Source organism: Shewanella woodyi ATCC 51908 (assembly GCF_000019525.1).
GTDB classification, from domain to species: Bacteria; Pseudomonadota; Gammaproteobacteria; order Enterobacterales; family Shewanellaceae; genus Shewanella; species Shewanella woodyi.
In genome coordinates this window covers 4,434,079-4,460,086 of record NC_010506.1, presented here as the reverse complement: position 1 = coordinate 4,460,086, position 26,008 = coordinate 4,434,079, and the positions used below count along the sequence as shown (strand labels likewise).

Sequence of the window (26,008 nt, the reverse complement as noted above, 5' to 3'; positions counted from 1 at the left end):
ATTGGTAATTATCTTAACTATTTGTTTTTAAGTGAATTATTTGTAATTTGTTACTTTTTTTGTTGTACTAAATCTTGTTACTCCCCCCTTTCGATTGTTAATTAATTATTAATTTATCGCTAATTATTGTTGATTTTTTATTCTTACCAGTTTATTAATACTATAAATCATAATAAATAGAAACGTTATCTTGGCAACTAAGATTCTATCTCTGCCTGAATAAAGTTTTTTACTGCTATAACTAATAGATTGAGGGAGGGATTTATGGCTTGGTTCCGTAAGAGTGCGGTATCTTTGGCGTGTATCAGTGTTATTTCCGGTTTATCCGGGCAAGCGTTTGCAGCCGATGATGCTCAGAAGCAAAACAAGAAAGAAGAGATGGAGGTCATTGAGGTGCGGGGGATCAAGTCTAGCTTGAAAAAAGCCCTCAACGATAAGCGATATGCCAATCAAGTGGCGGATATGATATCTGCTGAAGATATCGGAAAACTACCAGATGAGAATGTCGCCGATGCACTTCAACGTGTGACTGGCGTCACTGTGACCCGTGATTCCGGTGAAGGTGCATTAGTCAGTGTGCGTGGTGTCGATCCAGGATTGACCAATGTGACTGTCAATGGCCAAAGTCAGGCTAGTGCTTCTAGCGAAGGGCGTGAATTCTCTTTTGATACGATTGCTTCAGAGCATCTGTCAGCTCTTCAGGTTATCAAAAGCCCTACCGCCGATATGGAAGAGGGAGGGATTGGTGCCACGGTAAACCTAGTGACTCGAAGAGCATTAGATTTTAAGGATAATAAAGCTAAATTGTCGGCATTTGCTGATTACTCTGACTTAACGGGTAAGACTGAGCCTCGCTTGTCAGGCATGATTAGTCGTAAGAATGAAGATGAAACCTTTGGTTTTTTACTGTCTGCGAACCACTCTGTACGTACCTTAAAAGAGGAAGCTTTACGTGGTTGGGGTTGGCGCGAGCATAAAGTCGCAGAGAAGGACGGTTTAGTTGATGGCGCAGAAGTAGGAGATGAGTTTTCATACTTGAATCGTATTCGTCATCAAAGTGGTACTAAAGAGCGTACCCGCACTGGTGCAACAGCCTCTTTTCAACTTCTTCCATCAGATGACTCTGAGTTGTACCTTGATGTGCTCTATAGCCAGTTAAATCAGATCCGTGACGAAACCTATTTAGAAACTCGATTCCCTGTCGCTAAAAAGGCAAGCAATGCGATTTTAGATGGGTCTGATTCTGCAGTAATAAATGAGAACGGAACCTTAGTTGCAGGGCAGGTAGATAGTGCTCAGGTGTTTAATAGCGCTTGGTATAATGAGGAGACGACTGAAACCATTACAGCCACATTAGGTGGAAGTTATATGCTCAATGATAATTGGGAGCTTTCATCTGAAATTGGTCATTCACACATAGAGCGCAATACTGATAATAATATCCGCTCTACTGTTGAGGCAGATCAACGTTTTGATCTGGACTATTCACTTAACGGCCAATTTCCTATTATCAATTATTTCGAGGATAAGAAAAAAGAAGCTATTGGGCCTGATAGTGTAGCCTTAAATCCAGGTGACAGTGAGCTCTACCAGAATAAGCCTGCGAATCTACGTGTGCAGTTATTCAATATTGAAAATACCAAAAGCACATTTAAATTTGATGTTAAAGGTGAACTCGATTCTGAGTTTCTCAGTAGCGTTAAGTTTGGCGCCATGTTTAAAGATCAGAACAAAACTAGAATTAAAAATGAAGTTATAGTGAAAAAGTTTGCTGGACGCAGTTTGAATGAGTTTTTTAATGACTCAGTTTCAGATCTGTATGCAGGTTCAGATGCCGAGCAATCTAGCTTAGCTTGGTCAAAAACGGATCTATTTGCATTGCGTGATGCTGCTGTAGAGGAGGGGATAGACTTAACCACTAAGCCTATTGCTGATTTTGCCTATGATGTTACCGAGCAGACTCAGGCTGCTTATGTTCGTTTTGATTATGCGACTCAAGTGTTTGGTGACATGCCCTTGAGAGGTAATTTTGGCGCTCGCTATATCCAAACTGATGTTGAATCCAAAGGGATGGCTCTGGATGCTGATGAGAAAACCCTTGTCGTAGACAGAACCGTTGAGAATGATTACAGCGATCTGCTGCCTAGCGTGAACCTTGCACTGGGTTTATCAGACGACCTTGTATTACGTGGTGCTGTCGCCAAAGTGATGTCTCGTCCGGCACTGTCTGATCTGTCTGCTCACCGCGCAATAAGCGATATTGATGGGGTTATCAAGATTCGAGGTGGTAACCCAGAGCTAGACCCTTACCGTGCTACTGCATATGACTTGTCATTAGAGTGGTATTTTGATGAGGCTTCCCTCTTTTCGGTGGCGGGTTTCTATAAAGATGTCGACTCTTTTATCTTTGATACCCGAGTTGATTCTGTTAATGACGATGGTCAGGATGTTGAATTGATAACGCCGGTCAATGGAGCTGGAGCGAAAGTTAAAGGGTATGAAGTTGCTTTCCAGCATATGTTTGATTACCTACCAGGTTTGCTTAATGGCTTTGGTGTTAACCTAAACTACACCTATCAAGATAGCGATGCAGACTTTAGCCAAGAGGGCGTGAGCAATAGTTTTGGTATGCCGGGGCTTTCCAAGAACAGCTATAACGCCGTTGTTTTTTATGAGAAAGACTCATTCAGTACTCGTCTTGCTTACAACTACCGTGGTAAGTACCTGTTAGATCCTGATGGTCGTCAAGATGATGTGGTTTTTGGTGATGCTTATGGTCAGCTGGATTACTCGGTTAGCTACGATATCTTGAAAAACCTAACTGTTAGCTTTAATGCGATTAATTTAACCGAGGCGGAGCAAAGTCAGTTCTCAGAGTTTGATGAACGCTTGTATGAAAACTATGTGTATGGTCGTCGATTCCACTTAGGTTTGAGTTACCGCTTTTAACTATATATTTTGATTGAATAAAAAAGGCTTCATGTATTGAAGCCTTTTCTTTTTTTACAGGGATTTACGTGTGCTTTCTAGCTGCCAATGTAAAACACTGTAAAGTTATATTATTGTTGCAATTATGGGTTGAATATTAATTGTATTATTAATAGTATTATTCTTGTTAAGCTTATAATTAAAAGCTGTTCTGCAGTAAACAGAGTAGCTGTAACCGGAGATAAAGTATGCGTATCGGAATTGTCATCATCCTGTTGTTATTCATGGTTGGTTGTCAGGCCACAGAGGGCGATAAGGTTTCAAAAGAGATAGCAAAGCAGCCCAATATTCTGTGGATCTATGTGGAAGATATGAATGACTGGATGGGGGCTTATGGTGACAAGACTGTACCGACGCCAAATATTGATCAGCTTGCGAGCCAAGGGGTACGCTTTGATAAGGTGATAATGCCAGCAGCAGTTTGTTCTGCTGTCCGCTCCGCCATTATTTCTGGTGAGATGCAAACCACTTTAGGTTTCCATAACCATCGTAGTGGCCGATTCGACTATAACCCTATTGCTTTACCCCAAGGTCATAAAACGGTACCTGAGCTATTTCGCGATAACGGTTACGAAACCTTTAATATTGGTAAGGATGATTACAACTTTCACTACGATCGCAGCCAATTATACTCTCTACATCCAGGCCCGATAGCCGGTCATCAAGGGGCAAAAAATGGTCCAGATTTCGATTGGGGTAAAAGACTAGCTCAATCTGGTAAGCCTTTCTTTGGTCAGATCCAGTTACGTGGCGGGAAATATAAAGTCAAGAACCCCCCTGTTAAAGTCGATCGCGCCAGCGTGACGCTTCCGCCTTACTATAATGATCAACCTTTAACTCGCGACGCTTGGGCGCGCCACTATGAGAATATCCATCTGACAGATCTTGATGTGGGAGAGATAGTTAAAGAGCTCAAAGATAATAACCTACTGGAAAATACAATCGTATTCTTCTTTACTGATCACGGCATGGGACTGTTGAGACATAAGCAGTTCCTCTATGACGGTGGCCTTCAAGTTCCTTTAGTGATCAGCTGGATGAATGGTAACGACAAGTTACGTGAGCTAGGAGCTGAGCGTAAGGAGTTGATCCGCGGTCTTGATATTGGTGGTAGTAGCTTAGGCCTTGCCGGTATCGATATTCCAGCATATATGACAACTGAAAACTTCTTTGCTGCAGACTACCAAGCTAAGCCTTGGGTTATCTCTGCTCGAGATCGCTGTGACTATACCTTTGAAAAGATGCGTTCAGTGCGCACCGACAGGTTTAAATATATCCGAAATTACTTCCCCGAACGTCCCTATATGCAAGCGCAGTACCGTGATAAATGGCCTCTGGTAAAGGAGTATAAAAAAGCCTTCGCAGCTGGAGAGTTTAATGAGATTGAGGCGCAGTTAATGGCTGAGCGTAAGCCTGCTGAAGAGTTATATGATTTGGATAATGACCCCCATGAAGTCAGTAATTTAGCGGGTGTTGGGGCCTATAAAAGTCAATTAACCAAGATGCGTGGAATTCTAAATAACTGGGTTAAGGAGACGGGTGATAAAGGTCAGCTCCCTGAGTCCGATAATGGTATCCGAGAGGTGCTGGATTTCTACCATGACAAATGCCAAAGCCCAGAGTGCCAAAGCTACCGTACCCGCCATCAGTTAAGTGGCAATAAGAGTAAATAGAGGAGTGTGATCATGCAAAGACGTACTTTTATTAAATCTATCTCCGCCATGATGGCTACATCGACCACGCTTGGTTGTGTATCAAACTCCTTGGCGACTGAAAAACATGTATCAATCACAGATTTTGGACTTAGACCAAACTCGGGCGATGACGCTATTCCTGCGCTACAAAAGGCGCTGGCATATTGTAAAAAACATCCTGGTACTTCCCTTATATTTCCTTTGGGACGATATGACTTTTGGAGTACCAAGGCAGATAGAGATTTCTATTATATCTCCAACAACGATGACGGTATTAAGCCAGTGGCTTTTCCGCTGACAGAGTTTAAAAACTTGATCATAGATGGTCAGGGATCCCGTTTCGTTTTTCATGGCGGCATGGTGCCTGTCATTGTTCGTGAATCTAGCGGCATTACCTTGAAAAATTTCTCTGTGGATTGGGATGTGCCATTTCACTGTGAAGGTATTGTCGAAGCGGTGAATAAAAAGGAGAGCTATGTCGATCTTAAGATTAAAGATGGTTTTAGCTACAAGGTCGAGAATGGACGTTTTATTTTTGTGGGGGAAGGTTTTGAAAACCCTGTGATTAAAAACTTGCTGGAGTTTGATACTAAACGACAGAAGCAAGCTTATATGGCCCGAGACAATTTTCAGCGTGAGATCCAACCTGTGACGACCGAGATCCGCCCTGGTGTATTGCGTTTACAAGGTAAGTATCCCACTTGGCCCAAGGTGGGCAATACTCTGCTTCTTATGCAGGAGAGGCGAGATTGGCCCGCTTTTTCAGTGCAGGACACCAAAAATACTTGGCTGGAGAATATTGATATCCACCACTCTGGCGCCATGGGCGTCATCGCTCAGCTTGCGGACGGTATTAAACTGGATAATGTGAATATTCACCCAAAAGATGGCAGTGGACGTACGGTTTCTACTACCGTCGATGCGACACATTTTATCAACTGTAAAGGACATGTCGTCCTCAAAGATTGTCTGTTCCAGGGCCAGATTGATGATGGCACAAATGTGCATGGTATGTATGCCAGGGTTGCAGAGATACATGACTCGAACACAATCACGTTTGAGTTGGTACATTATCAGCAGCTAGGGATCGATATCTTTAAACCTGGTAGTAAAGTGAACTTCAGCGACAGTGTCTTGAATGTTTTCCATGACAATGTTGTCGATAAAACCGTGCGTCAAGATGCCAAGTATTGGACTGTGAGCTTTAAAGAGCCGCTAGATACAGCACTTAAGGTAGATGATGTGTTGGATAATATGACCTGGCAACCTGACCACGTGATGATAAGCGGTTGCAGATTTACTGGTAACCGAGCACGAGGTGCCCTGTTGACCGTCTCTGGGAAGATCATTGTTGAGAACAACTATTTCAGTACGCCTATGATGGCGATAAAGATAGGTTCGGGCGGACTAAAGTGGTACGAGTCTGGGCCAGTTGAGTCGGTCGAGATCCGTAATAATATCTTCGATAACTGTAACTATGCTAAAGACAGCTCTGCCATCGATATTGTTCCAGGTAGAAAGAGTAAAGCGACCACTCCCTATCACCAGAATGTGAAGATCTATCAAAATGAGTTCCGGGTTTATAACGAGCGAGTTCTCACTACCAGCCGTACTCAAGGGATCTCCTTTGTGAGTAACAAGATAGTGAAAACCAGTGAGTACCCTGAAAGGAAGAGTGCTTTTGCACCCATTCATGTTGAGCGTTCCAGTAATTTTGTGTATCAGGGCAATGATTTTATTGGTTTTGGACACAGTGAGCTTCTCTTTATCGATGGTCAGCTTGTCTCTGGTAGCGGAAAGCTGGAGGGGGAGGGGTAATGGGACGTTTATTACTCGCTTCTGTCCTAGTGTGTTTGCTGCCCTTTAGTAGCTCACAAGCTCAAGATAATTTACTGTTTATCATGACAGATGAGATGAAGTGGAACGTGATGGGCGTGGCGGGACACCCTGTTGTGAAAACCCCAAATCTGGATAGGCTTGCATCAGAGGGCACCTATTATAAAACCGCTTATACAGTGGCTCCAATCTGTTCACCATCACGACGATCTTTTTTTACCTCACGCTATACCCATGTCCATGGGGTCATAGATAACAGTAAACAGGCCTTAGCCAATGATGGAGAGGTTGATCTACAGACAATACTGAAACACCAAGGTTACCGCACCGCGATATCGGGGAAGCTGCATTTCTATCCTGAGTGGCACGATTGGGGGTTCGATGAGTTTTGGGCACGTAGCAGCGAAGGCCCAAATCGTTTGGAAACCTATCGTCAGTATATGGTGGCTAAACATGGTGATGATGCATTTAAGCCTATTAAAGGCAGCGTCACCTACCCAAAGGATCCTCTAGGCCATGATTTGGGGCGATACAGATTCGGTAAAGAGGATTTTGAGACCTATTGGTTGACGGACAAAGCGTTGGATTATCTGGCCAGAAAGGAGAAGAAGCCTTTTTTCTTATTTTTAAGTTATAACGAGCCCCATAGCCCCTACATGGTAACTGAGCCTTATGCGTCCATGTATGACCCAAAAACCTTGCCAGTGCCTGTGATCCCTGCAAGTGCTAAAGCCGAGCGCAAAGTGGCGCTGGAAAAGAAGATAAAAGGTAAGTCTCGCCATCTGATTGATGATGAGCAGATGATGCGGGACTTAACGGCTCAATATCTCGGCCATGTGTCTAATGTAGATGACAATGTGGGGCGAGTACTGAGTTACTTAGATAGCTCAGGGCTCGCTGACAATACCATAGTGGTTTTTACTGCAGATCACGGCAATATGCTTGGTGACCATGGTAAGTGGTTTAAAGGCGTCATGCATGAAGGCTCAAGTCGTATTCCATTGATTATTCGCGCAGGTAAGCACACCCGTTATGCCAAGGTAATGAATCGCGGTAGGGTGGTTGAGCAAGTGGTGGAGAGTATCGATGTTATGCCGACCCTATTGGAGATGCTTGATATCAAGGCGCCGAGGGGCATGCAGGGAGAATCTCTACTTTCCCTCACTGCCGGAGAGGCTAAAAATTGGAAAAATAGGGCATTCTCTCAACGCTCCGACTTTATGTTCATAGAGGGGGATTTTAAGCTCATTATGCCAGCCAAAGCGGGCAAGAAAGGGAAGCTTGAGTTATACAATTTAGCTAATGATCCCCTTGAAAATCATAATTTGGCAGGGATGACCGAGTATCAAGCTAAGGTCAAATCGATGCAGCAAAGCATACAGGTTTGGCAAGCCGATAAACCAGCCCCAATCCGTGTAGAGGGATTAACGCCACCAGAGCATCTATTTAATTCAGAGCTATTACGAAACAAACACAGCCAATCGTTTAAAGCCATGATGTTTAATCATCCAAAGCGTTTTAAGGATGAGAGCAAAACAGTAAAGAGCAGTGCCGGAGAGTAAAATGACAATGAATACCCGTAAAACAGCACTTTGTAGCGTATTAGTACCTATAATCATAGGGTTGCTACAAGCATGTTCACCAACAAACGAATCGGTTACGTCTCAGGTTGTCGCCATAGCTACTGAGCCTGGCCCTGAGTCAGTCGAAAAGGCTCAGAAACAACCTAATATTTTATTGTTGTTTGCAGATGATCTGGGCTGGACAGACTTAGGTTACCGCACGGCTCGTTGGGATACACCAAACATAGATAGTTTGAAAAATCAAAGTCTTGAGTTTACTCGGGCTTATGTTGCATCGCCCACCTGTAGCCCGAGTCGTGCCTCTGTTATCACTGGGCAACACCCCGCGAGACTGAAGATGCCAAGGCATATTCCCGATGGCAAAACTGAGCTAGGTTTTGATAAGTTTCATCGAGCGACGAAAGAGTTTCATCTGTTGCCGACAGATCCTGCTCAAGAACCCTCCAGGAACTATCTACCGCTGGAGGTGACATCCATCGCCGAAGCGGTTAAGCCTTTAGGTTATTACACAGCGTTTTCTGGGAAATGGCACCTGGGATCAGAGGATTATTTTCCAATAAAGCAGGGCTTTGATGAGCAGTTCGGAGTATCGACAGCAGGTCACCCTAAGAGTTATCACGCACCATTTTGGGAAGCATATCGTAACCCCTATCCCGATGCACCCAAAGGTAAGAATCTAACCGAACGTTTAACCGATGATGTTGTGAACTTTATCAATGGTTACGATAAAGATCAGCCCTTTATGTTGACTAATTTCTACTACTCAGTGCATACACCGCATCAAGGGCCAAAGGCGGCTACTCAAAAATATTTAGACCGAGGTTTAGATAAGAGGTATGCAAATTTCGGTAGTATGGTTGAGTCTTTAGACACCTCAGTCGGTCGTATTCTACAAGCCTTGGAAGATTCAGGACAAGCGGACAATACCGTTGTTATTTTTTACTCAGATCAAGGCGGATACTTTACCAACGCCCCTCTTCGCGGAGGCAAAATTGGAGGCAGAGCCTTGTATGAAGGCGGTGCCAGAGTGCCGCTCATAGTGCGTTGGCCTGGGGTCACACCTAACTCGCAAATATCAGAGCAGTTGGTGCTATCAACAGATATCCTACCTACATTTGTCGATATTGCCGGTGGAGACCCATCAAGTTTTAAAGAGTTGGACGGTGAAAGCATAGTACCTATGTTGAAGGGAGAGGTATCAAGTCGCGAACATGTGATCTTATATCGCAACTATGAAGATGCGTATGCTGCCGTTATTGGCAAACGTTGGAAGTTGGTTGCTTTTGTCTCTGGTAAAACTGAACTTTATGATCTGCTCACCGATCCTGCTGAAACCACTGATATCTCTAAGCAGCAACCGGAGCGTGTCGCTCAGTTAAAGCAAACCCTATTAGAGTGGCAGATGGATGTGGGAGTTAACCCAATACTTAAACGACCAGATCTGCTCTGATGCTAAGGGACTAAAGAGTTTCTCCTATCAGTATTTAGTGCAGCGATTGATAGGAGGAGTGAGTCAGTTTCATCAACATTCCATGAGTTGGTGGGGCTGAAGCGACACCGCTGCACTTTTTGCTTTAGGAGGCTCGGACAGGCATTCCTGAAGTATTTTATATTGATGCCTTATTGCTAGGTTTAATTTGTAGTTTTCCTTTTGTTTGCCGAATTCAGGTTTGTTAAGCCCTGAATTCGGTTTTTTTTGCCCAATTTCAGTGTTGAGTTTGTCTGGGTGTGAATTATTTGTAATATAAATATTACATGTGTTATTAATGGTGTGCTTTTGAGCGAAAGTTAACCATTTAGGCGGTGGTTATAGTCAGAAGTTATTCAACTTTGTTTGTTATTGCAGACAGGGTTGCTGTCTATCATTAATAACAAGAGTAAAAAGGAGAATATAATGAAACGAATATTAGCGAGCGTGTTGGTTTGCTTAGCTGCCCATATTGTGCAAGTTGACGCAAAAGATAGACTAGAAGGTTTTGTACTTAGGGGAGATCACAGCGGGACTGTTGGTGAACGTAATCACTTTGATAACCCCAACGGCTCAACTTGGGCTAGGCACGTTGATGGTATTGTTGTTCAAGCCGAGTGGGCACACCTGCAACCGAATAAAGATGGTGCGATCAGAGCAAACAACGTCATCGACCAAGCTATCTCGGCAGTTACTACGTGGAATAACGCCAACCCTTCGAATAAACTGGGGATTAAATTAAGGGTATTTGCAGGGATTTACTCACCAGGCTGGGTTGGTGATGAGACTGGCGAGTTTTTTGCCCAATATAAAAATGGTAAAGAAGGCTATATGCCATTTTTCTGGAAAGCGAAAAAGTTTCGCCCACTATGGTCAAACTTCCAAACAAAGCTCGCTGCTAAATATGATAGTCACCCTTTACTTAGAGAGGTTGCAGTTTCTGGTTGTATGACCCATAACGCTGAAACTATGTGGAGAAACCCAAGGGATAATAGCCGTGATGATGGTAAGAAGAATATCGATATCATGCGTGATAACGGGCTAACTCTGCTAAAAGATGAAAATTGCCTTAAGTGGCAGATACGTGTCGCTGCAAGCAAGTGGCCAAAAACGCACATTGGTATGGCTTACAATATGTGGCAGGACTATGAAAATGGTAATGCAAAGAAACCTGAGTTTGTTAATACATTAATGGATTACTGCATAGAGCGCGCACCAGGGCGTTGCATATTGGGTAATAACTCTTTGGGAGTGAGTGATATTGGTGATGAAAACAAGACAACCGATGTGACTTATTACCTGAGACAAAAAGGCGATGCAGGTAATCTTATTTATGTGCAAACGGAAACGGTAGCAACGGATATTCATCTTGCGATTGATCATGGTGCAGATCGTTTGCATGCTGCAATGGCTGAGCTGCCTAAGTTAAAAGCACTGAATAAGGTTAGCGCTACTTATCTGCAGAGCGATGATATGCAAGATGCTAGATTAAATTTAAAAACTAACAATTAACAGCTAACAGCTAAGTCTTTTCCAACAACAAAAACCAGAAGTCATGACAGCTTCTGGTTTTCTTCCTTTAAATACTAATCACTTTATCATTTGGTATTTTTCAACTGTTGCAGGTAGTTAAGCATGCTCAAGTGACCCTGTTTTCGGGCAAAGCTAATGCCTGTATCGATAAGTTGTGGATGAGCGGGATAACTTGAGAAATATCGTTTAAGGTAGTCCAAGGCGTCAGTCGTTTTGCCGTTGTGATCTAATGCCACCAGATAGACATATTGATATTGCACATTTTGAGGGGCTAGTGTGGCTGCGTTCTCAAGGTACTTCTCAGCAGCTAAATAATCTTTAGCTCTGATGAGGTGTAAACCTAATCCATAATGTAGGCCCGAAGAGTTAGGGTTATGTAATAGCCCCTCTTTAAAGGTGTTATTGGCCTTACTGGTTTGTCCGGTTGCTCGGTAGATATCTGCCAGATTAATATAGCTTGGATCGAAGTAGGGGTCGGTGGCAATGCTGGCGATAAGCTGGGTTTCTGCTTTCTCCCATTGGCCAATTGCCAGATGTTGTAGTGCCAGATTCAATCTTCCCTCTCCTCGCCAACTGCTGACTTCATTAGAAAAGGTTAGCTCTTGAGTTGCCTTTAGCTTTGTATCAGCGCTAAGGGTTCTTGCTGCTGCGACACGAACAGAGCGTAGTGGATCGTTTAATAAAGGGGATAGTACCTGTGCTCGAATATTATCAGGCAACAGGTAGCCTTGCTCCGCTGCAGCTAAACGGATAAGTGGCTCTGATGAGGTGAGTAGGGACTGATACCAGCTAACGTTGGCGGTATCATGGGTCATAGGTAGTAGCTCGATTGCACTGGCACGGATGATAGCTGCAATACTTGTGTCATCGATTATCTTTGTGTGGGCGATTGGGGAGATTGCCTCCCCAGCTCTAAGGGAGATGAGTGCAAGCTGGTTTGGCGCTAGCTGTTTTTCACCGCCAAACCAATCTTTTAATTGTGCAGCTGCCCAGCTGGAGTCTTTATCTTGATGGCAACGATTACAGGCATTAGGCGAGCTCGTTTGTTTGCTCAATGTAGGGCGCGGAATACTAAAGCTATGGTCTCGTCTATCATCAACGCCCATATAGCGAGTTTGCGGCATATGGCAATCGACACATTGGCTGCCGGCGGTTCCCGCTTTGTGGTGAAGGTGCTCTTGAGTATTAAAGTGCGCTGGGCTATGGCACTGCAGGCAGAGATTATTCCCTTCAGCTTTAAGTTTCATGGTATGGCTATCATGGCAATCTAGGCAGTTGACGCCAGCAGCTTGCATCTTGCTCTGCATAAAGGAGCCATACACATAGACCTCCTCCTTAATTTGGCCGTCAGGATAATAGCTGGGGGCATTGATAAATCTAGGGGAGAATTGATCCAGAAACGGCTTTTGCGCTTCTATTCCGTCGGTTAGTGGCGATCTTAGGGAGTGGCAGGCGAAGCAGGTTTCCATAAAGCGGTTATCTCTGGGCTCTCCGTGCCAAGTGGCTACCTTTTCCTCGACTTTTCGTTTCCATACTCCTTTATCGTCTCTATGCATGGGGTTATCGCGGAGTGATAACTTACTTGGGCTACGACTCTTGGTTGTTTGCGCTTGGCTATGGGCCGACATATCCCCGTGGCAGGATAGGCAACCGACATTGATATTATCCCATTGGGTATCGAAAGATTGCTCATTTAAAGAGAAGTGTCGTTTGAGTCCGTCAGAATGACAATCAGCGCACATGCCATTCCAGTTCTGTAGTGGTTGTCTCCAATGTAGTCTGTCGTTGGGAGCGATCTCCTCATTTTGATAGTTATGGTACCACCTCTGTCCACCTTGAGTTTTTGGTCGGCTGTCCCATGCAAATGGCAACACCTGTAGCTTTCCTTTGCCTGTCTCAACCAGATACTGCTGCAAGGGGTAGTGGCCAAAGCTGTATTTTACCTCAAAGCTTTGTTTAGCTTTACCCTGCTGCTTTTCAGTTTTGTCATAGCTGATATCGGCAAAGTATTTTCCACTCTTGCGGTGAAAATGAGCTTTCTGGCTATAGTGCTTGATGTCGACTGAGGAAAAATCGCCCAGTACATTGGCTTCAGTTGCAATTGCCATCGCTTTAGCATGATCAGATTGTTGCCAATGGCCAGCTTCCGGTTGGTGGCAGCCGATGCAGCTAGCATTACTTTTTGGCTGCGCTTTTTCTGAGGCAGAGAGCTCAAGGGATAAGATTAGCATGATGAGAATAGAGAAACGCAGCACAATGACTCCAAGTCTTTTGCAACCAATACCTGCAAGAGGAACGACTGCCAAGATGTTATTATTTTCTAATTATCATATATATTTTATAGAGGAAGAACCATACACTTGTTAAATATTTCATTGCTTGTCCGCTTTTAAATCACCCTGTCAGGGAATCTATCGCCAAGGAGATCTTGACTGGAATATAAGTCGGTTATTAATTTATTGTTTTATTAATTAGTCGGTTAAGTTGTTTAGGTGATAAGGGCTCTAGTGCCACACTACACAGGTAGATCTAAATGTGGCTGATTTGTAAAAAAAGGTAAAGCCCTGACCTTTATGTGTTATAAATAGTATTTAATTGTTAAGGTGAATCTTCAAACCTAAATGATAATGATAGCAACGAAAGAGAGAAGTCATGAGTTTAATAACCTCCTTACGCTGGAGCTTGATGGGTCTGATGCTTGGTAGCTCAGCTATAGCAGCGCAGCAGACACCGCCCAATGTTGTCATCGTGTTGGCTGATGACATGGGATTTGGTCATGTGGCCATGAACCTGGACTTGGCAACAGCTGATAGCTATAACCCTCAAAATCTTAAACGGGATAGTCAGCGTCATAAACCAGAGCTTGCTCGTTCTTACGCAAAAAAAGCGACGCCAACCTTAACTCAATTAGCCAATGAAGGGGTTCGCTTTACTAATGCTTATGTTCCTAGCCCATTATGCGGTCCTAGCCGAGCAGCCTTGATGACTGGTCGCTACCCGCAAAGGTTTGGTATATATAATAATGCAGATGTTAAGGCTGCTGGTTTACCCGTTGAGGAAAATGTACTGGCAAACAACTTCCGTAAAGCGGGTTACCGTACTGGCGCTGTTGGTAAGTGGCATCTGACAAAGGGAGAGAAAAAAGCCTCTTATACGTTAGCTCAGCACCCGCTAGATCGTGGGTTCGATTTCTTTTTCGGTTTTGACCGTTCAGGCACCCCCTATTATGACTCCAAAATTCTCGAACTTAATCGTAAACCTGTGAAGGCTGAAGGCTATCTGACCGATCAGCTGACCAATCATGCTATTGATTTCATTAACCAAGACAAGAGTAAGCCTTTCTTCCTCTATATGGCTTATAACGCCGTACACGGCCCCTTAAATAAGGCAGCTCCCAAAGAGTATCAGGCACCTTTTAACAGTGGTGATCGATATCTGGATTATTTCTACTCCTACCTCTACGCGTTAGATCAAGGAGTGGCCAAAATTATCAAGCAGTTGGACAGTAATGGTCAGCTAGACAACACCATCATCATGTTTCTAAGTGACAATGGTGCGCCGGGTGGTAAGCCTTTCCCTCTACCTGCCAATGCCCCTTTTACCGGTTATAAGGGACAGGTATGGCAAGGCGGTACTAGGGTTCCTGTCGTCATTTGGGGGCCTAAAGCCTTAGTTAATGGTGGGCGTGTTGATGATGCCGTTATCTCTTCAATGGATTTGATACCGACTGCTCTCGCAGCTGCTGGTGTGGATTTATCAGACAATCTTGATGGAAACAATTTACTGCCTAAGCTGAAGAGGGTTGAAGAGGATGAGCGTCAGCTTTTCTGGGCAAGTCAGTTGTCTCATCACTGGGGATTCATTCGTGATGCCAAGGGGAAGAAGATTGATGACAAATCCACCGCAGAGCCTGCTTGGGCCGTCAGAAGTGGTGAGTGGATGCTTAGATATTGGGCCGATAGCAAGAAGACTGAGCTGTTTAATGTGAGTACAGATCATGCTGAGCACCACGATATTGCCAATAAGCATCCTCAAGTTGTGAAGCAACTGACTGCGGATTACAAAGTCTGGTTTGATACGTTGGCAAAGCCAGCTGGCTGGGACAAACGTTATTGGGAGCAGCTAGAAGTTAAGTAAATCTCTGTGTTTAGCAGGGCTTAATCGAGCCCAGCTATGATGTTAATTTGATAATATGGATCTGTTGTGATGAAGAAACACTATCCTCTTTTATTAGTAAGCCTTGTCAGCTTCTGTGCGTTTGCTGACTCTAAACCTGAATTGCAACTTGAGAAGTCATCTAATGGCGCTGATCAAAACGTGCTTGTCCTGCTGATAGATGATCTTGGATGGACAGATTTGGGCGCCTATGGCAGTCAATATTACGAGTCTCCAAACATAGATGCTTTAGCATCACAGAGTCGGCTCTATACTCAAGCTTACTCCTCATCCCCTGTTTGTTCTCCCTCTCGTGCAGCCTTAATGACGGGAAAACACCCCAGTAAACTCAAAATTACGACCCATTTTCCAGGTTATAAAGCTAAGTCTCCTAAGTTGAAGGAACCGTGGAAAGCAGATCACTTGGCATTAACTGAACTCACCTTAGCCGAAGCCTTTAAATCCCAAGGCTACGAGACTTTTTTTGCGGGGAAGTGGCATATGGGAGGTGAGGGCTACCTACCGACAGATCAAGGTTTTGATATCAATATTGGTGGCATGCATCGTGGCTCTCCACCTGGTGGGTATTATGATCCCTATAAAAACCCTAATCTTCCGAATCGTAACAAAGGTGAGCACCTGACTAAGCGGCTGACCGATGAAACCATAGACTTTTTATCTCAAAAGCATGAGAAACCTTTTTTTGCCCTCTTGTCATATTACGGGGTGCATACTCCCCTGCAGGCGGGGCCTGATAAGTTGGCTTACTTTAAGGAGAAAACCAATACCGTGGCAGGTGAGAAAGCTTTTCTAATCGATAAGGGCCATCAAAGCCGAACTCAGATAAATCAAGTCGATGCCAACTACGCCTCCATGATCTGGGCGGTAGACAAGTCTGTTGGCCGTATACTTGAGTCGCTTGAAAAGCAGGGGCTAGATAAGAACACTTTGGTGGTACTAACCTCTGATAATGGTGGTTTCTCAACACGTCATCAGGGGGATGAAAGAGTAACATCGACTGCCAATCTACCACTGCGCTCTGGTAAAGGTTGGGTCTATGAAGGGGGAGTGCGTATTCCTCTGCTTATTCATCAACCCGGTCAGCAAATTCAGAGTCAGCACGATACCTTGACGACATCGGCTGATCTCTATCCAACATTGGCTAATGTTGCTGGTGCTAAGATCCCAGAGGGGATTGATGGCTCAGATATCTTCTTATTGGATGAGGAGCCTGAACTTGCTAAGCAGCGAGTCATAGTCTGGCATCATCCGCATTATCATGGCAGCGGTAACAAGCCAAGTGCCGCTATTCGTGTGGGAGATTGGAAACTATTGCATTTTTACGAGCAAGATAGGGTGGAGTTATACAACCTAAGCAATGACATCGCTGAGCAGGTCAATCTTGAGCAGTTAGAGCCTAAGCGACGAGCGCATTTACTTGCACTACTGGATGAGTGGTATCGTGATAATGATATCGAGCAAGTCAGCTTGCTTGAGTAATAAAAAGCCCCGAAAGGGGCTTTTTATACTGGATTAAGTTTTGGATTTTTTCATCGCAATAGCGATGCATACCCCTGCGCCGCCCCAGGTTATCAGTAGTGCTAATGTCATCATGATTAAGGCGCCAGTACTCATAGCTCCTCCTTGTTGGATGCTAGATTGATGATAAGGGAGACAAACAACATAAAGGCGATAAGTCCCCAGCCCAATATCAGCTGATCTGTAATGGGGTAATCACCATAACCGTTGTTGACCGTGTTGATCAGGTTTTTAACTAAGATAATCGCTAACATGGCGGGACTGATAAAGCGCAGACAGAGATCCATCCAGCTGCCAATGGTGAAATCAGATATTCGATTCGCGTATTCTCGAACATCGGCAATCTTAAACAGCCAAGCCAGTATTATCAGCTCTGCAAAGCAGCTAAAGAGTAGGGCGACATTATTAATAAAGTAATCAACTAGATCCAGTAGCAGTAATCCGCCATTGGTGGCAAACGCCATGGAGATAATAAAGCCGCTGCCACACACTATGATGGCCGCCTTTTTACGTGGCATACAGAGTTTATCAATCAGGGCGGAGGTGACCGCTTCAATAATCGATATGTGGGAACTTAACCCCGCAACGACTAAGGCAAAGAAGAAGAGTGGGCCAAAAATGTAGGGGGCTGGAAGTAAGTTAATTGCTGCGGGGATGGTGACGAAAGCCAAACCGACCCCAGATGAGACCACTTCGGTTAGGGGCTTTGCCTGCTCCTGTGCCATATAACCTAAGATGGCAAAGATGAGTACCCCTGCAAGTATTGAGAAGCCGCAGTTTATCAGCACCGTCATAAAGGCGTTGTTATTAATATCTGACTTTTCAGGAAGGTAGCTCGAATAGGCCAACATGATGGCAAAGCCAACACTTAAAGTGAAGAAGATCTGCCCGTAAGCTGCTGACCAGACTTTTGCATCCATGATTTTACTAAAGTCAGGTTGAAACAGGTAGTTAAGTCCCTCTAGGGCGCCAGGTAGAAAGACGATTCGTCCAATCAATATTAATACCATAAAAAAGAGCAGTGGCATCATTATCTTACTGGCTCGCTCAATGCCCCCTTTTACACCAGTAAATATGGCCATAAAGGTGATCGACCAAGCAATGGCCATAGGGATGGCGATATGCAGTTGAAAACCGCCTAGGCTGGTGGGGGAGTGGTCGCCAATTTTAAGGTATTCGCCAAAGAAGAAGGCGTTGGTGTCGCCCCCCCAGCTTTGATCAAATGAGAAGCTGAAAAAGGAGATAGCCCAACCGATAACAGCTACATAGTAGATAGCAATAATGGCGGCGATAAAGACCTGAAACCAGCCCAACCATTCGAGCCTGAGCCCATAGTTTTCACCTAATTTAGAGAAAATTTTAGGTGAAGCGCCTCGGAGTTTATGTCCTAGACTGAACTCCATTATCATAAATGGGATCCCGGCTGAAAGCATGGCGAAAAGGTAGGGGATAAAAAAGGCTCCGCCACCATTCTCGTAGGCCATATAGGGGAAGCGCCAAATATTCCCCAGTCCAATTGCCGAGCCTACGGCGGCGAGAATAAAGCCTATTCGCGAGTTCCATTGCTCTCTTTTCATAAACTCTACCATGATATCTGTCTATTTATTATTCCATCATAGTAGACAGATAAGAAGTATGGCGTCTAGGGCTAATTTACTCGAGGCTAATTATGGCTATTTCTAGTTGTTGAGAAAAATACTGAGTTTTAAGCTTGAGGTCTATCTCAATGGGGCTTAACTGAGGTAGCGGGACTCGAGGACTTTTACTTGCTCGAAAAGCTGCTGATTGGCCTCTGATGTAAGCCCATGAATGGCTGCTCGTTTAATAATATAACCGCTGATGGCCTCTATCTCTGTTTGCCGCTTATTTGCCACATCTTGATGCATGGAGGAGAAGTTATTGGCGGTGAGCTTTATCACCTCATCTATTCGGTTTGTGAGCACTAACTTGTCGAGTTCTACTCCATCAGCATGGGCGACCTCAACAAGCTCTGAGATGATTTTACCCTGCATTGTCTGATAGTGGGGAGCTGCTAAGTCACCGTTGCGACACTGTTCAATGGCGGTCAGCGGGTTAATCACTGCATTGATGGCCAATTTTTGCCAAAGCAGCGGTAATATGGGATCGCACCATTGGCTGTGTGTAATGGCATTTAGCAATAGCGCTTTGAGTGTTTCTGGCAGTTTTGAGCCGCTCACATGACCGAACTGAGTGCTACCTGAACCAGTTTGTTGTATATGCCAAGGGGCGAGTTTGAGCGCACCTTGAGAAGTGGTGCCGACACTTAGTCCTTGAGTTGATAGCTGTTTGGCGACTTCAAGGTGTGGGCCCATTCCGTTATGGAGCAGTAGGATATGACACTGTTTAGGTAGCCGTGAGAGGATAGCATCGATGGCGCTTCTGACTTGATAAGCCTTAACACACACTATGATGAGCTCTGTGCCAGCTAATGTGCTGGCAAGTTGATCATCTGAGTGTAACTGAGTTGCGCTGGAGAGGAGTTGAGCTTCTGAGTCACTAACCTTGTTTTCAAGGGAGGTGAAAGTAAGCGTTTGCTTACTCAATGTCTCTTTTCTAGTAATAAAGTAAGGACAGGTACCTGCAGCGGATAGCTGATGATACAGCAGCTGGCCAATGGCACCAGCTCCTAGAATAGCCACCTTAGGATCTGCTTTGAACTCTACTTCATTCATGCTTATTGCCTTAACTACTCTGGCTCTGATAGGTGGGATGCTTGAAAATACCTTAGGTAGCTCCAATGGCAAAAATAGAAGAGCAGAACGCCAAGCATATCGGCAGCAAAGTCAGCCAGTGATGCACTTCGGTAGGGGAGCCAATACTGAACTAACTCGATGAAGATAGCATAACAAGCAAGTGTTATGGCAAGAAACCCCCATCTGGGTTTGAAAGCCAAGTAGGTTAGATAGGATAGGCAGAAGAAACTAACCAAGTGTCCAACCTTGTCCATATGAGGGATAAGCTGAGGATAGCTAGGTCGGGAGAAGACCAGATAACTGATCGCGATTAAGGCGGCTATCAGGGCTAATTTGAATATATTTCGTTTAGATATCACTGGGTCAGAAGCTTTTTGTTATTTGGGTCATAATAGGAAAATGCAGCCCCCTTGTCACCCACTTTTCCATAGCGGTTAGTCCGATTCCACTTGCTAGGTAACTGAGGTAAACTAGCGCCACGATCAATCTAGTAATAGGGCCCATGAAATGCCTTCAATGGATATAGTTTCAGAAGTCGATGAAGTTGAATTAAGAAATGCGGTAGACAACTCGGTTCGTGAACTTAAGAGTCGTTTCGATTTTCGTGGTAAAGATGCAAGCATTGAATACAAAGACCATGTGGTAACACTCTCTGCTGAAGATGATTTTCAGTGTCAGCAGCTGGTTGATATTTTACGTATGCAGCTGAGTAAGCGTAATGTCGATCCCGCTTCGATGGATGTGGATGATAAATCGGTACACAGTGGCAAGACGTTCTCATTAAAGGTTCGCTTTAAAGAGGGGATTGAGGTTCTGACAGCTAAGAAGCTGGTGAAGATAATTAAAGACAGCAAGTTGAAAGTACAATCTTCAATTCAGGGCGACTCTGTTCGTGTCACAGGTAAGAAGCGTGATGATCTACAAGCTGTTATGACACTGGCTCGAGAGTCAGGCTTAGATCAGCCATTCCAGTTTAATAACTTCCGAGATTAATTTTTTTCGCAGAAAAAATTAAGATAAAAACGCTTAAGGGAGAGCATCTTAAGCGTTTTTTGTTATTTAAGTTAAAACAGTAAATTATACTGATTGGTATTAAAGCTTTCGGATCTCTTCATTCACTTCGTAGCCCTTATCTGTTATTAGCTTTTCGAGCACGACCAAGCGGTGTTTCACACTGTCTAACTCATCAATGACTTTTACTTTTTCAGAGTCCTGTAGCTTGGCTTCTAGCTGTTTCATTTTGGTTTTATATTTAAAGTAGTCACTTGTTACGGTTATCGCTCCTGCTCGTAAACTTGTTTATCTGTTTGCTCAACCATGCCACTGTCATGTTTCGTTCGCTTATCGACGATATGCACTAACCAAAGTACTGGAAGACCTATGATGCTGGCGGCGATAAAGAAGTTGATATAGCCAAAAGTATCGACATAGGCACCGGAGAAGCCTGCGATAAACTTAGGGAAAAGCAACATAATTGAGGAGAGCAGAGCATATTGAGTCGCACTGTATCCGGTACTGGTTAGGCTTGATAGATATGCAATAAAGGCGGCGGTTGCGATACCTGCACTGAAGTTATCGACTGAGATGGCTAAGGTTAAAAACGGCACGTTATAGCCAATCATGGCCTGATAAGCGAAGAGTAAATTCGTCACGGCCACAAGCAGCGCACCTAGAAATAGAACCTTCATGGTGCCATAACGGGCGAGTAGTACCCCACCAAATCCCGCTCCGACTAAGGTCATAATGAGACCGTAGACTTTACTTATCGCAGCTATCTCATCTTTAGCAAATCCCATATCTACATAGAAAACATTGGCCATAATCCCCATCACTATGTCTGAGATCCGGTAACAGGAGATAAGCAGCAAAATGAGAATGGCGTTATGTCCATAACGTTTAAAAAAATCTATAAAGGGCAGCACGCTTGCGGTGTAAAACCAAGATAGGGTTCCTGCAATGGCTTTAGGATAGCGCTGATTAAACTCACTCTTAATCGCCAACTCTTTCTCATCGGCAAGCTTAGTTTCAACTTGTGGCTCTTTACTCATTAGCGTGGTGAGAATCCCCACAGACATGAGTCCTGCCATGATTAAGTAAGCGGTTTGCCATGACAACAGACTATAGGCATCACTGCTTGGCTCTACCCAAGCGGCAATGGTGAGCGCACCTGCTGTCGCGACAATCATGGCGCTGCGATAGCCAACTTGATAGGCCGCAGCAAGTGCGGCTTGCATCTTCTCTGGTGCAGATTCGATACGAAAGGCATCAATCACAATATCTTGAGTTGCTGAGGCGAAAGCCACCATTAAGGCGAAGAGAGCGAGGCGCTCCAAGTCCTTAACGGGGTCGCTAAATGACATGCCTAAGATTGCAGTGACTAACAGTATCTGTGCAAACAGCATCCAACCTCGTCGGCGACCTAATAGCCGGGTGAAGATAGGCAGCGAGAGTCTGTCGACTAAGGGGGACCAGGCCCACTTGAAACCGTAGGCGAGTGCAATCCAGCTAAAGTAACCAATTGCGGTTCTATCAATACCAGCTTCTCGTAACCAAAAAGAGAGGGTTGAGAATACTAGCATTAAAGGTAAGCCGGCTGAGAAACCTAGTAGGAGTAAAACCAGTACCCTTTTATGGCTATAGATGGAGAGCGCTTCTTTTATTTGGGAAAGCGGTGAGCTAGCGACTGGAGGCATAAAAAAAATTCTGAGTTGTCATTGGGGTTAGCTTAAGGGGGAGGGTTGTTTGGTTCAAGGTAAAAGTGGGATAGGGCTATGATTTAGGCATAAAAAATCCGGATAGGTATCCGGATTTTGCTTACTATGGTATTAAGCTAGGTCTGATACCTATGCATCCTTTGGGTATTTGACCGCCGATACTGAGAAAATCACAACATTCATCTATCTGTTTACGTAGATATTGATTGCCGCGGATCATCCAGTCGGGCCATTTGTCAAAAGCATGCAATAGGTGCCAAAAAACTCGCTCCATGTCCGTTTGCGCATCACCCTGATGATTGAACTGTTGCCACTCCTCTAGGGTGTCCCATAGATATAGCTGTACCTCATTAAAATCGAGTTGATTACTCAGAAACGCTTTTCCATATTGGGCCAGCTGGGGCGCTTTATTGTCGATGAACTCGTTAGGTGTCATCGTTCGCCTCCTTATTATTCGTGCCAATTCAGTATAGAACTAAATGGGAACGGCTTGCCCATTATTTGTGAAAAATAATGATTATTATTGAACGAAACAGATAAACATTAGTCTCTGGGTAGTAGCGTTGCCTTTTCTAATATGATCTCTTTTATCGGAAAGTCAGGCCATTTAAGTTTTGCATTGTGTCCTGTCTCAACATTCGACATGGCAGTGAGTACCTCCTCACCTTCGATCACCTCACCAAATACCGCGTATCCCCAGCGTCTCGATGATGGGTCTAGCCTCTGGTTTTCAGCAACGTTGAAGTAAAACTGACTGGTTGCGGAATGGGGATTTTGATCTCGCGCCATCGCAATTGTGCCAAAGCTATTAGATAAGCCGTTGCCAGACTCATTGATAATAGGAGCGTCAACTGGACGCTCCTCCTGCTTAAGATCTAATCCGCCGCCTTGCACAACAAATTCGGCAATGACCCTGTGAAACAGTGTCTTATCGTAGTGACCTTTTACCACATAGGTGAGAAAGTTATCGACTGTGATTGGCGCTCGGGTTCTATCGAGCTCTACCACTATTTTACCCATACTCGTGTCAAGTTGCACTTTGGGATAGAGGGTGTTGGGCTGAATATCGACAGCTAAGGCACTTTGGCTTAAACAGAGTAAAATGAAGGCGTTGAATAAGCGGATCATAGGGCTTCCTTGTTATTATTAATTTGTTGGCAATCACTGCTGAATAAAAGTATTGAGTTCAGGATCGGTTAAAATTTTACTGCTTAGCTCATCAAGCAGTTTATTAATGGCAAGCTCAAGGGTGGCAAAGTCTGCACTAAATGGCCCTGTTACTGTGTTACGGGCGGTATAGCGTTTGGTGAGTGTATCGCGATCATTTTTTGCAATCACATTGATCACAATATTGCTGTTAGCTTCATAGCCAAAAGTGGTGTCGTTAACGTCGGTTAATAGCTGCTCTAATTGAAACTGTACCTGTTTCATTGAGCTGGGAGTAACCTGATATCCAGCTTTGATTAATCCCTCACGAAACACCTCATCCATCTGCCTTCTTGGCGCTTCAGACGGGCTCACTAGCTTAGCTGCCTCATCGCCATTATTGAATCGAACGATAAAGTTGGCTGGACGGGTATCTATGGTTTCCAGTGCCAGAGGCTGCAAGGAGTGAGATTGAGTTTGGATATCGGGTATTTGAGGGTTGAGTGCAATGTGGCTTGGCATTTGAGAAGCACAGCCCGATAGAACAACTAGCGCAATTAATGATAGAAAAAGAGATTTCATAGTGGTGTTTATCTTAAATTAAATGAACAAAACTGAGTGGCATCAGCATACCAGAATTAGTACTGCTTTCCAGAGCTAAAGGATTTGGAGTTTGGTTAAGATTGGGTACAGTTCGCTTCTGTTAATGTCATTGACATCAGTTCTCAACATTAATGTATAAATGATTAAATCACTTTCTATTTCATTGCCACTTTTAGCTTCATTTCTTACTTTTAGTCAAGCAGCAAATGCAGGGGACTCTAGTCACTATATTGGCGGAACTTTAGGCTATGGTTTTCATGAGTTTGAAACCGAAAAGTATGGTCAAGCAAGTTTCAGTGACAGTGTCACTTTCGATCTGTATTACCGCCATATGGTCAATGATAATTTTGGAATTGAAGTTGGTGGAATGTCAGGTTCTGGTGGTGCTTTTAGCATCTTGTCGGATATCTGGAATGACGTGAAAGGGCTAAGTTATCGTGGTTTACGAACCACGGCATATGCCAGATTGCCACTGGGTATCAGTAATAGCCTTTATGCTAAAGCTGGTACAGCTTACCAATGGGTTGATTATAATGTTCGTCAAGATAAGGAAACTGTGAGTGTTAGTGAAACGGATAATGGATTTTATGGTGCAATAGGTTGGGAGTTTAGGTTTCGAAACGGACTCGCTTTAAATGCTGAGTATCAACATGTGCCGATGAGTAACTTGACGTTGAGAAGTTATAACTTCGGGATTAATTATCCGTTCTAGATTATCGTTTTTTGGACTGAACAATAAGCTTATAGGAGTTATTGACTTTAACCTCAAAGCCAATCAAGTTAGAGTAAAGTTCAAGTTCTAACTGGAAGTATTCAATGGGGATTTCTCAGGCTCAGGCAGCAATGATTAAAACAGTAATTGCGCCGGAGGAAATTATTAATAGTCGAGGTAAACCCATTTTCGGTCATTTTGATGGTCCAGTATCATCCTTAGCACTAGATAAATTTAAGTACTTTAATGAGATGGATAGACAAGCCTCTAACTTAGCTCGTTATTTTCATTACAAACAGTTCCAATTTGTCAGCATAGTCACACCTCACTTTATCATTGGCGTTGCCATTGCCGATATTCGCTATGTGGGCAGTGCATTTTGTTACCTCTTTGATATCAAGAAGAACAGATTGGTGGAGACCAGTTGGTTAAAACCTTTGGGCTTAGGTTACAGTTTAACGCCCTCGCCTATGGAGGGAACGGCCAAAATATCAGGAGGTAAGGGCGCAGTCGTATTTAACTTGCATGAGGGGATCTGGTCTCTATCTATCAATACTTCCACCATTCATGCTGAGTTAACTCTGTCACCGCCAGTATTGAGTTTACCCATGGTCATGTGCAATCCAACCGGATATAGCGGTTGGACCTACACCCAGAAACATAATGGATTAACACTCAAGGGTCAGCTTACCGTCAATGACGAGCCCCAACCTTTGAACCGAGCGTTAGCAAGTTATGACTTCTCCGCTGGTTATATGCGCCGAGAAACCAGTTGGCGCTGGGCATGTATCAATGCCCATAGTGATGAGGGGATTATCGGCTTGAATCTGGCGGCGGGGGTCAATGAAACTGGCTGTAATGAAAATGTATTTTGGGTCAATGGGGAGAGGCACCTACTAGGTCCTGTGCATTTTGACTTTGGCCGCTTAAGAGGCGAAGCCCAAGGGGGGACACAGGGTGAGTCGTGGCGAATTTATTCGGGTAATGGTCAGGTGGAGCTTACCTTTAGCTCGCTAAATTGCAGGCAAGAGAAGCTCAATTTACTCCTGTTGAAGAGTAATTTTAGGCAGTACATCGGGTACTACTCAGGTTATATTATCGATAACTCAGGCGTTAAACATATTCTAAATAATGTGTTGGGACTCACCGAAGATCACTTTGCTCGTTGGTGATAGTTTTAGTTTTGATATTAACTATAGATATATGCTTAATGAGTACTATGGCTTTAAAACTATGGCCTTAAAGATATGGTCTTGAAACTGGGGCCATGTCTAATACTGGCGGCATAGTCAGTGCAATTCTAGGTAAAACACTATTGGAGTT

At 44.1% G+C, this 26,008-nt stretch carries 21 protein-coding genes; 11 read left to right on the top strand and 10 right to left on the bottom strand.

Going from position 1 to position 26,008, the window contains the following annotated elements; translation table 11 throughout:
• Window positions 1–264 precede the first annotated feature (264 nt).
• From SWOO_RS18795 to SWOO_RS18770, 6 genes are all read left to right on the top strand, one after another.
• A complete protein-coding gene (locus tag SWOO_RS18795) occupies window positions 265–2,949 on the top strand; it encodes a TonB-dependent receptor (protein ID WP_012326253.1) in 2,685 nt (894 codons plus the stop codon).
• A gap of 227 nt (window positions 2,950–3,176) precedes the next feature.
• Entirely contained in the window at window positions 3,177–4,661 is a 1,485-nt protein-coding gene (locus tag SWOO_RS18790) for a sulfatase family protein (RefSeq protein WP_012326252.1), read from the top strand.
• 12 nt (window positions 4,662–4,673) lie between these two features.
• Window positions 4,674–6,500 (top strand): alpha-1,3-galactosidase-related protein, encoded by a 1,827-nt coding sequence (locus SWOO_RS18785; RefSeq protein ID WP_012326251.1) that lies wholly within the window; start codon window positions 4,674–4,676, stop codon window positions 6,498–6,500.
• Window positions 6,500–8,080 (top strand): sulfatase family protein, encoded by a 1,581-nt coding sequence (locus SWOO_RS18780; RefSeq protein WP_012326250.1) that lies wholly within the window; start codon window positions 6,500–6,502, stop codon window positions 8,078–8,080. The genes SWOO_RS18785 and SWOO_RS18780 overlap by 1 nt, the downstream gene beginning before the upstream one ends.
• Before the next feature lies 1 nt (window position 8,081).
• On the top strand, window positions 8,082–9,551 hold the full coding sequence (locus tag SWOO_RS18775) for a sulfatase (protein WP_012326249.1): 1,470 nt from the start codon (window positions 8,082–8,084) through the stop codon (window positions 9,549–9,551).
• Window positions 9,552–9,995: 444 nt separating this feature from the next.
• On the top strand, window positions 9,996–11,081 hold the full coding sequence (locus SWOO_RS18770) for a hypothetical protein (RefSeq protein WP_012326248.1): 1,086 nt from the start codon (window positions 9,996–9,998) through the stop codon (window positions 11,079–11,081).
• 86 nt (window positions 11,082–11,167) lie between these two features.
• On the opposite strand, the gene SWOO_RS18765 is transcribed toward SWOO_RS18770, so the two are convergent.
• Window positions 11,168–13,357 (bottom strand): cytochrome c3 family protein, encoded by a 2,190-nt coding sequence (locus SWOO_RS18765; protein ID WP_012326247.1) that lies wholly within the window; start codon window positions 13,355–13,357, stop codon window positions 11,168–11,170.
• Window positions 13,358–13,754: 397 nt separating this feature from the next.
• Between SWOO_RS18765 and SWOO_RS18760 the strand changes: the two genes are divergently transcribed.
• Together SWOO_RS18760 and SWOO_RS18755 are read left to right on the top strand one after the other, a co-directional pair.
• Window positions 13,755–15,239 (top strand): sulfatase family protein, encoded by a 1,485-nt coding sequence (locus SWOO_RS18760; RefSeq protein ID WP_041417796.1) that lies wholly within the window; start codon window positions 13,755–13,757, stop codon window positions 15,237–15,239.
• Window positions 15,240–15,308: 69 nt separating this feature from the next.
• Window positions 15,309–16,757 (top strand): sulfatase, encoded by a 1,449-nt coding sequence (locus SWOO_RS18755; protein WP_012326245.1) that lies wholly within the window; start codon window positions 15,309–15,311, stop codon window positions 16,755–16,757.
• Between the two features lie 33 nt (window positions 16,758–16,790).
• Here SWOO_RS18755 and SWOO_RS26090 read toward each other — a convergent pair whose 3' ends face one another.
• The 4 genes from SWOO_RS26090 to SWOO_RS26085 all read right to left on the bottom strand — a co-directional run bounded on the left by SWOO_RS26090 (window position 16,791) and on the right by SWOO_RS26085 (window position 19,869).
• Window positions 16,791–16,892 (bottom strand): MetS family NSS transporter small subunit, encoded by a 102-nt coding sequence (locus tag SWOO_RS26090; RefSeq protein ID WP_195742814.1) that lies wholly within the window; start codon window positions 16,890–16,892, stop codon window positions 16,791–16,793.
• On the bottom strand, window positions 16,889–18,373 hold the full coding sequence (locus SWOO_RS18750) for a sodium-dependent transporter (RefSeq protein ID WP_041418265.1): 1,485 nt from the start codon (window positions 18,371–18,373) through the stop codon (window positions 16,889–16,891). Before SWOO_RS18750 ends, SWOO_RS26090 begins: the two co-directional genes overlap by 4 nt.
• A gap of 156 nt (window positions 18,374–18,529) precedes the next feature.
• Window positions 18,530–19,489 (bottom strand): ketopantoate reductase family protein, encoded by a 960-nt coding sequence (locus SWOO_RS18745; RefSeq protein ID WP_012326243.1) that lies wholly within the window; start codon window positions 19,487–19,489, stop codon window positions 18,530–18,532.
• A gap of 14 nt (window positions 19,490–19,503) precedes the next feature.
• Window positions 19,504–19,869, bottom strand: a complete 366-nt coding sequence (locus SWOO_RS26085; RefSeq protein ID WP_012326242.1) for a VanZ family protein — start codon at window positions 19,867–19,869, stop codon at window positions 19,504–19,506.
• Between the two features lie 148 nt (window positions 19,870–20,017).
• On the opposite strand from SWOO_RS26085, the gene SWOO_RS18740 reads away from it, so the two are divergent.
• The gene (locus tag SWOO_RS18740) at window positions 20,018–20,503 is read left to right on the top strand and encodes a YajQ family cyclic di-GMP-binding protein (protein WP_012326241.1); all 486 of its coding nucleotides are present in this window, start codon (window positions 20,018–20,020) and stop codon (window positions 20,501–20,503) included.
• Between the two features lie 99 nt (window positions 20,504–20,602).
• On the opposite strand, the gene SWOO_RS26080 is transcribed toward SWOO_RS18740, so the two are convergent.
• From SWOO_RS26080 to SWOO_RS18720, 5 genes are all read right to left on the bottom strand, one after another.
• Window positions 20,603–20,749: a hypothetical protein gene (locus SWOO_RS26080; protein WP_012326240.1), complete on the bottom strand. Its 147-nt coding sequence runs from the start codon at window positions 20,747–20,749 to the stop codon at window positions 20,603–20,605.
• Window positions 20,750–20,784: 35 nt separating this feature from the next.
• A complete protein-coding gene (locus SWOO_RS18735; protein WP_012326239.1) occupies window positions 20,785–22,203 on the bottom strand; it encodes an AmpG family muropeptide MFS transporter in 1,419 nt (472 codons plus the stop codon).
• Window positions 22,204–22,327: 124 nt separating this feature from the next.
• Window positions 22,328–22,660, bottom strand: coding sequence for a hypothetical protein (locus SWOO_RS18730; protein WP_012326238.1), 333 nt, complete (start codon window positions 22,658–22,660; stop codon window positions 22,328–22,330).
• A 107-nt stretch (window positions 22,661–22,767) separates the two neighbouring features.
• Window positions 22,768–23,352, bottom strand: coding sequence for a peptidylprolyl isomerase (locus tag SWOO_RS18725; RefSeq protein ID WP_012326237.1), 585 nt, complete (start codon window positions 23,350–23,352; stop codon window positions 22,768–22,770).
• 33 nt (window positions 23,353–23,385) lie between these two features.
• On the bottom strand, window positions 23,386–23,952 hold the full coding sequence (locus SWOO_RS18720; protein ID WP_012326236.1) for a YajG family lipoprotein: 567 nt from the start codon (window positions 23,950–23,952) through the stop codon (window positions 23,386–23,388).
• A gap of 160 nt (window positions 23,953–24,112) precedes the next feature.
• Between SWOO_RS18720 and SWOO_RS18715 the strand changes: the two genes are divergently transcribed.
• Both SWOO_RS18715 and SWOO_RS18710 read left to right on the top strand, forming a co-directional pair.
• A complete protein-coding gene (locus tag SWOO_RS18715) occupies window positions 24,113–24,685 on the top strand; it encodes a porin family protein (RefSeq protein WP_012326235.1) in 573 nt (190 codons plus the stop codon).
• Between the two features lie 104 nt (window positions 24,686–24,789).
• Window positions 24,790–25,857 carry a DUF2804 domain-containing protein gene (locus SWOO_RS18710; RefSeq protein WP_012326234.1) on the top strand — a complete coding sequence of 356 codons (1,068 nt, stop codon included), beginning with the start codon at window positions 24,790–24,792 and terminating at the stop codon, window positions 25,855–25,857.
• Window positions 25,858–26,008: the final 151 nt, after the last annotated feature.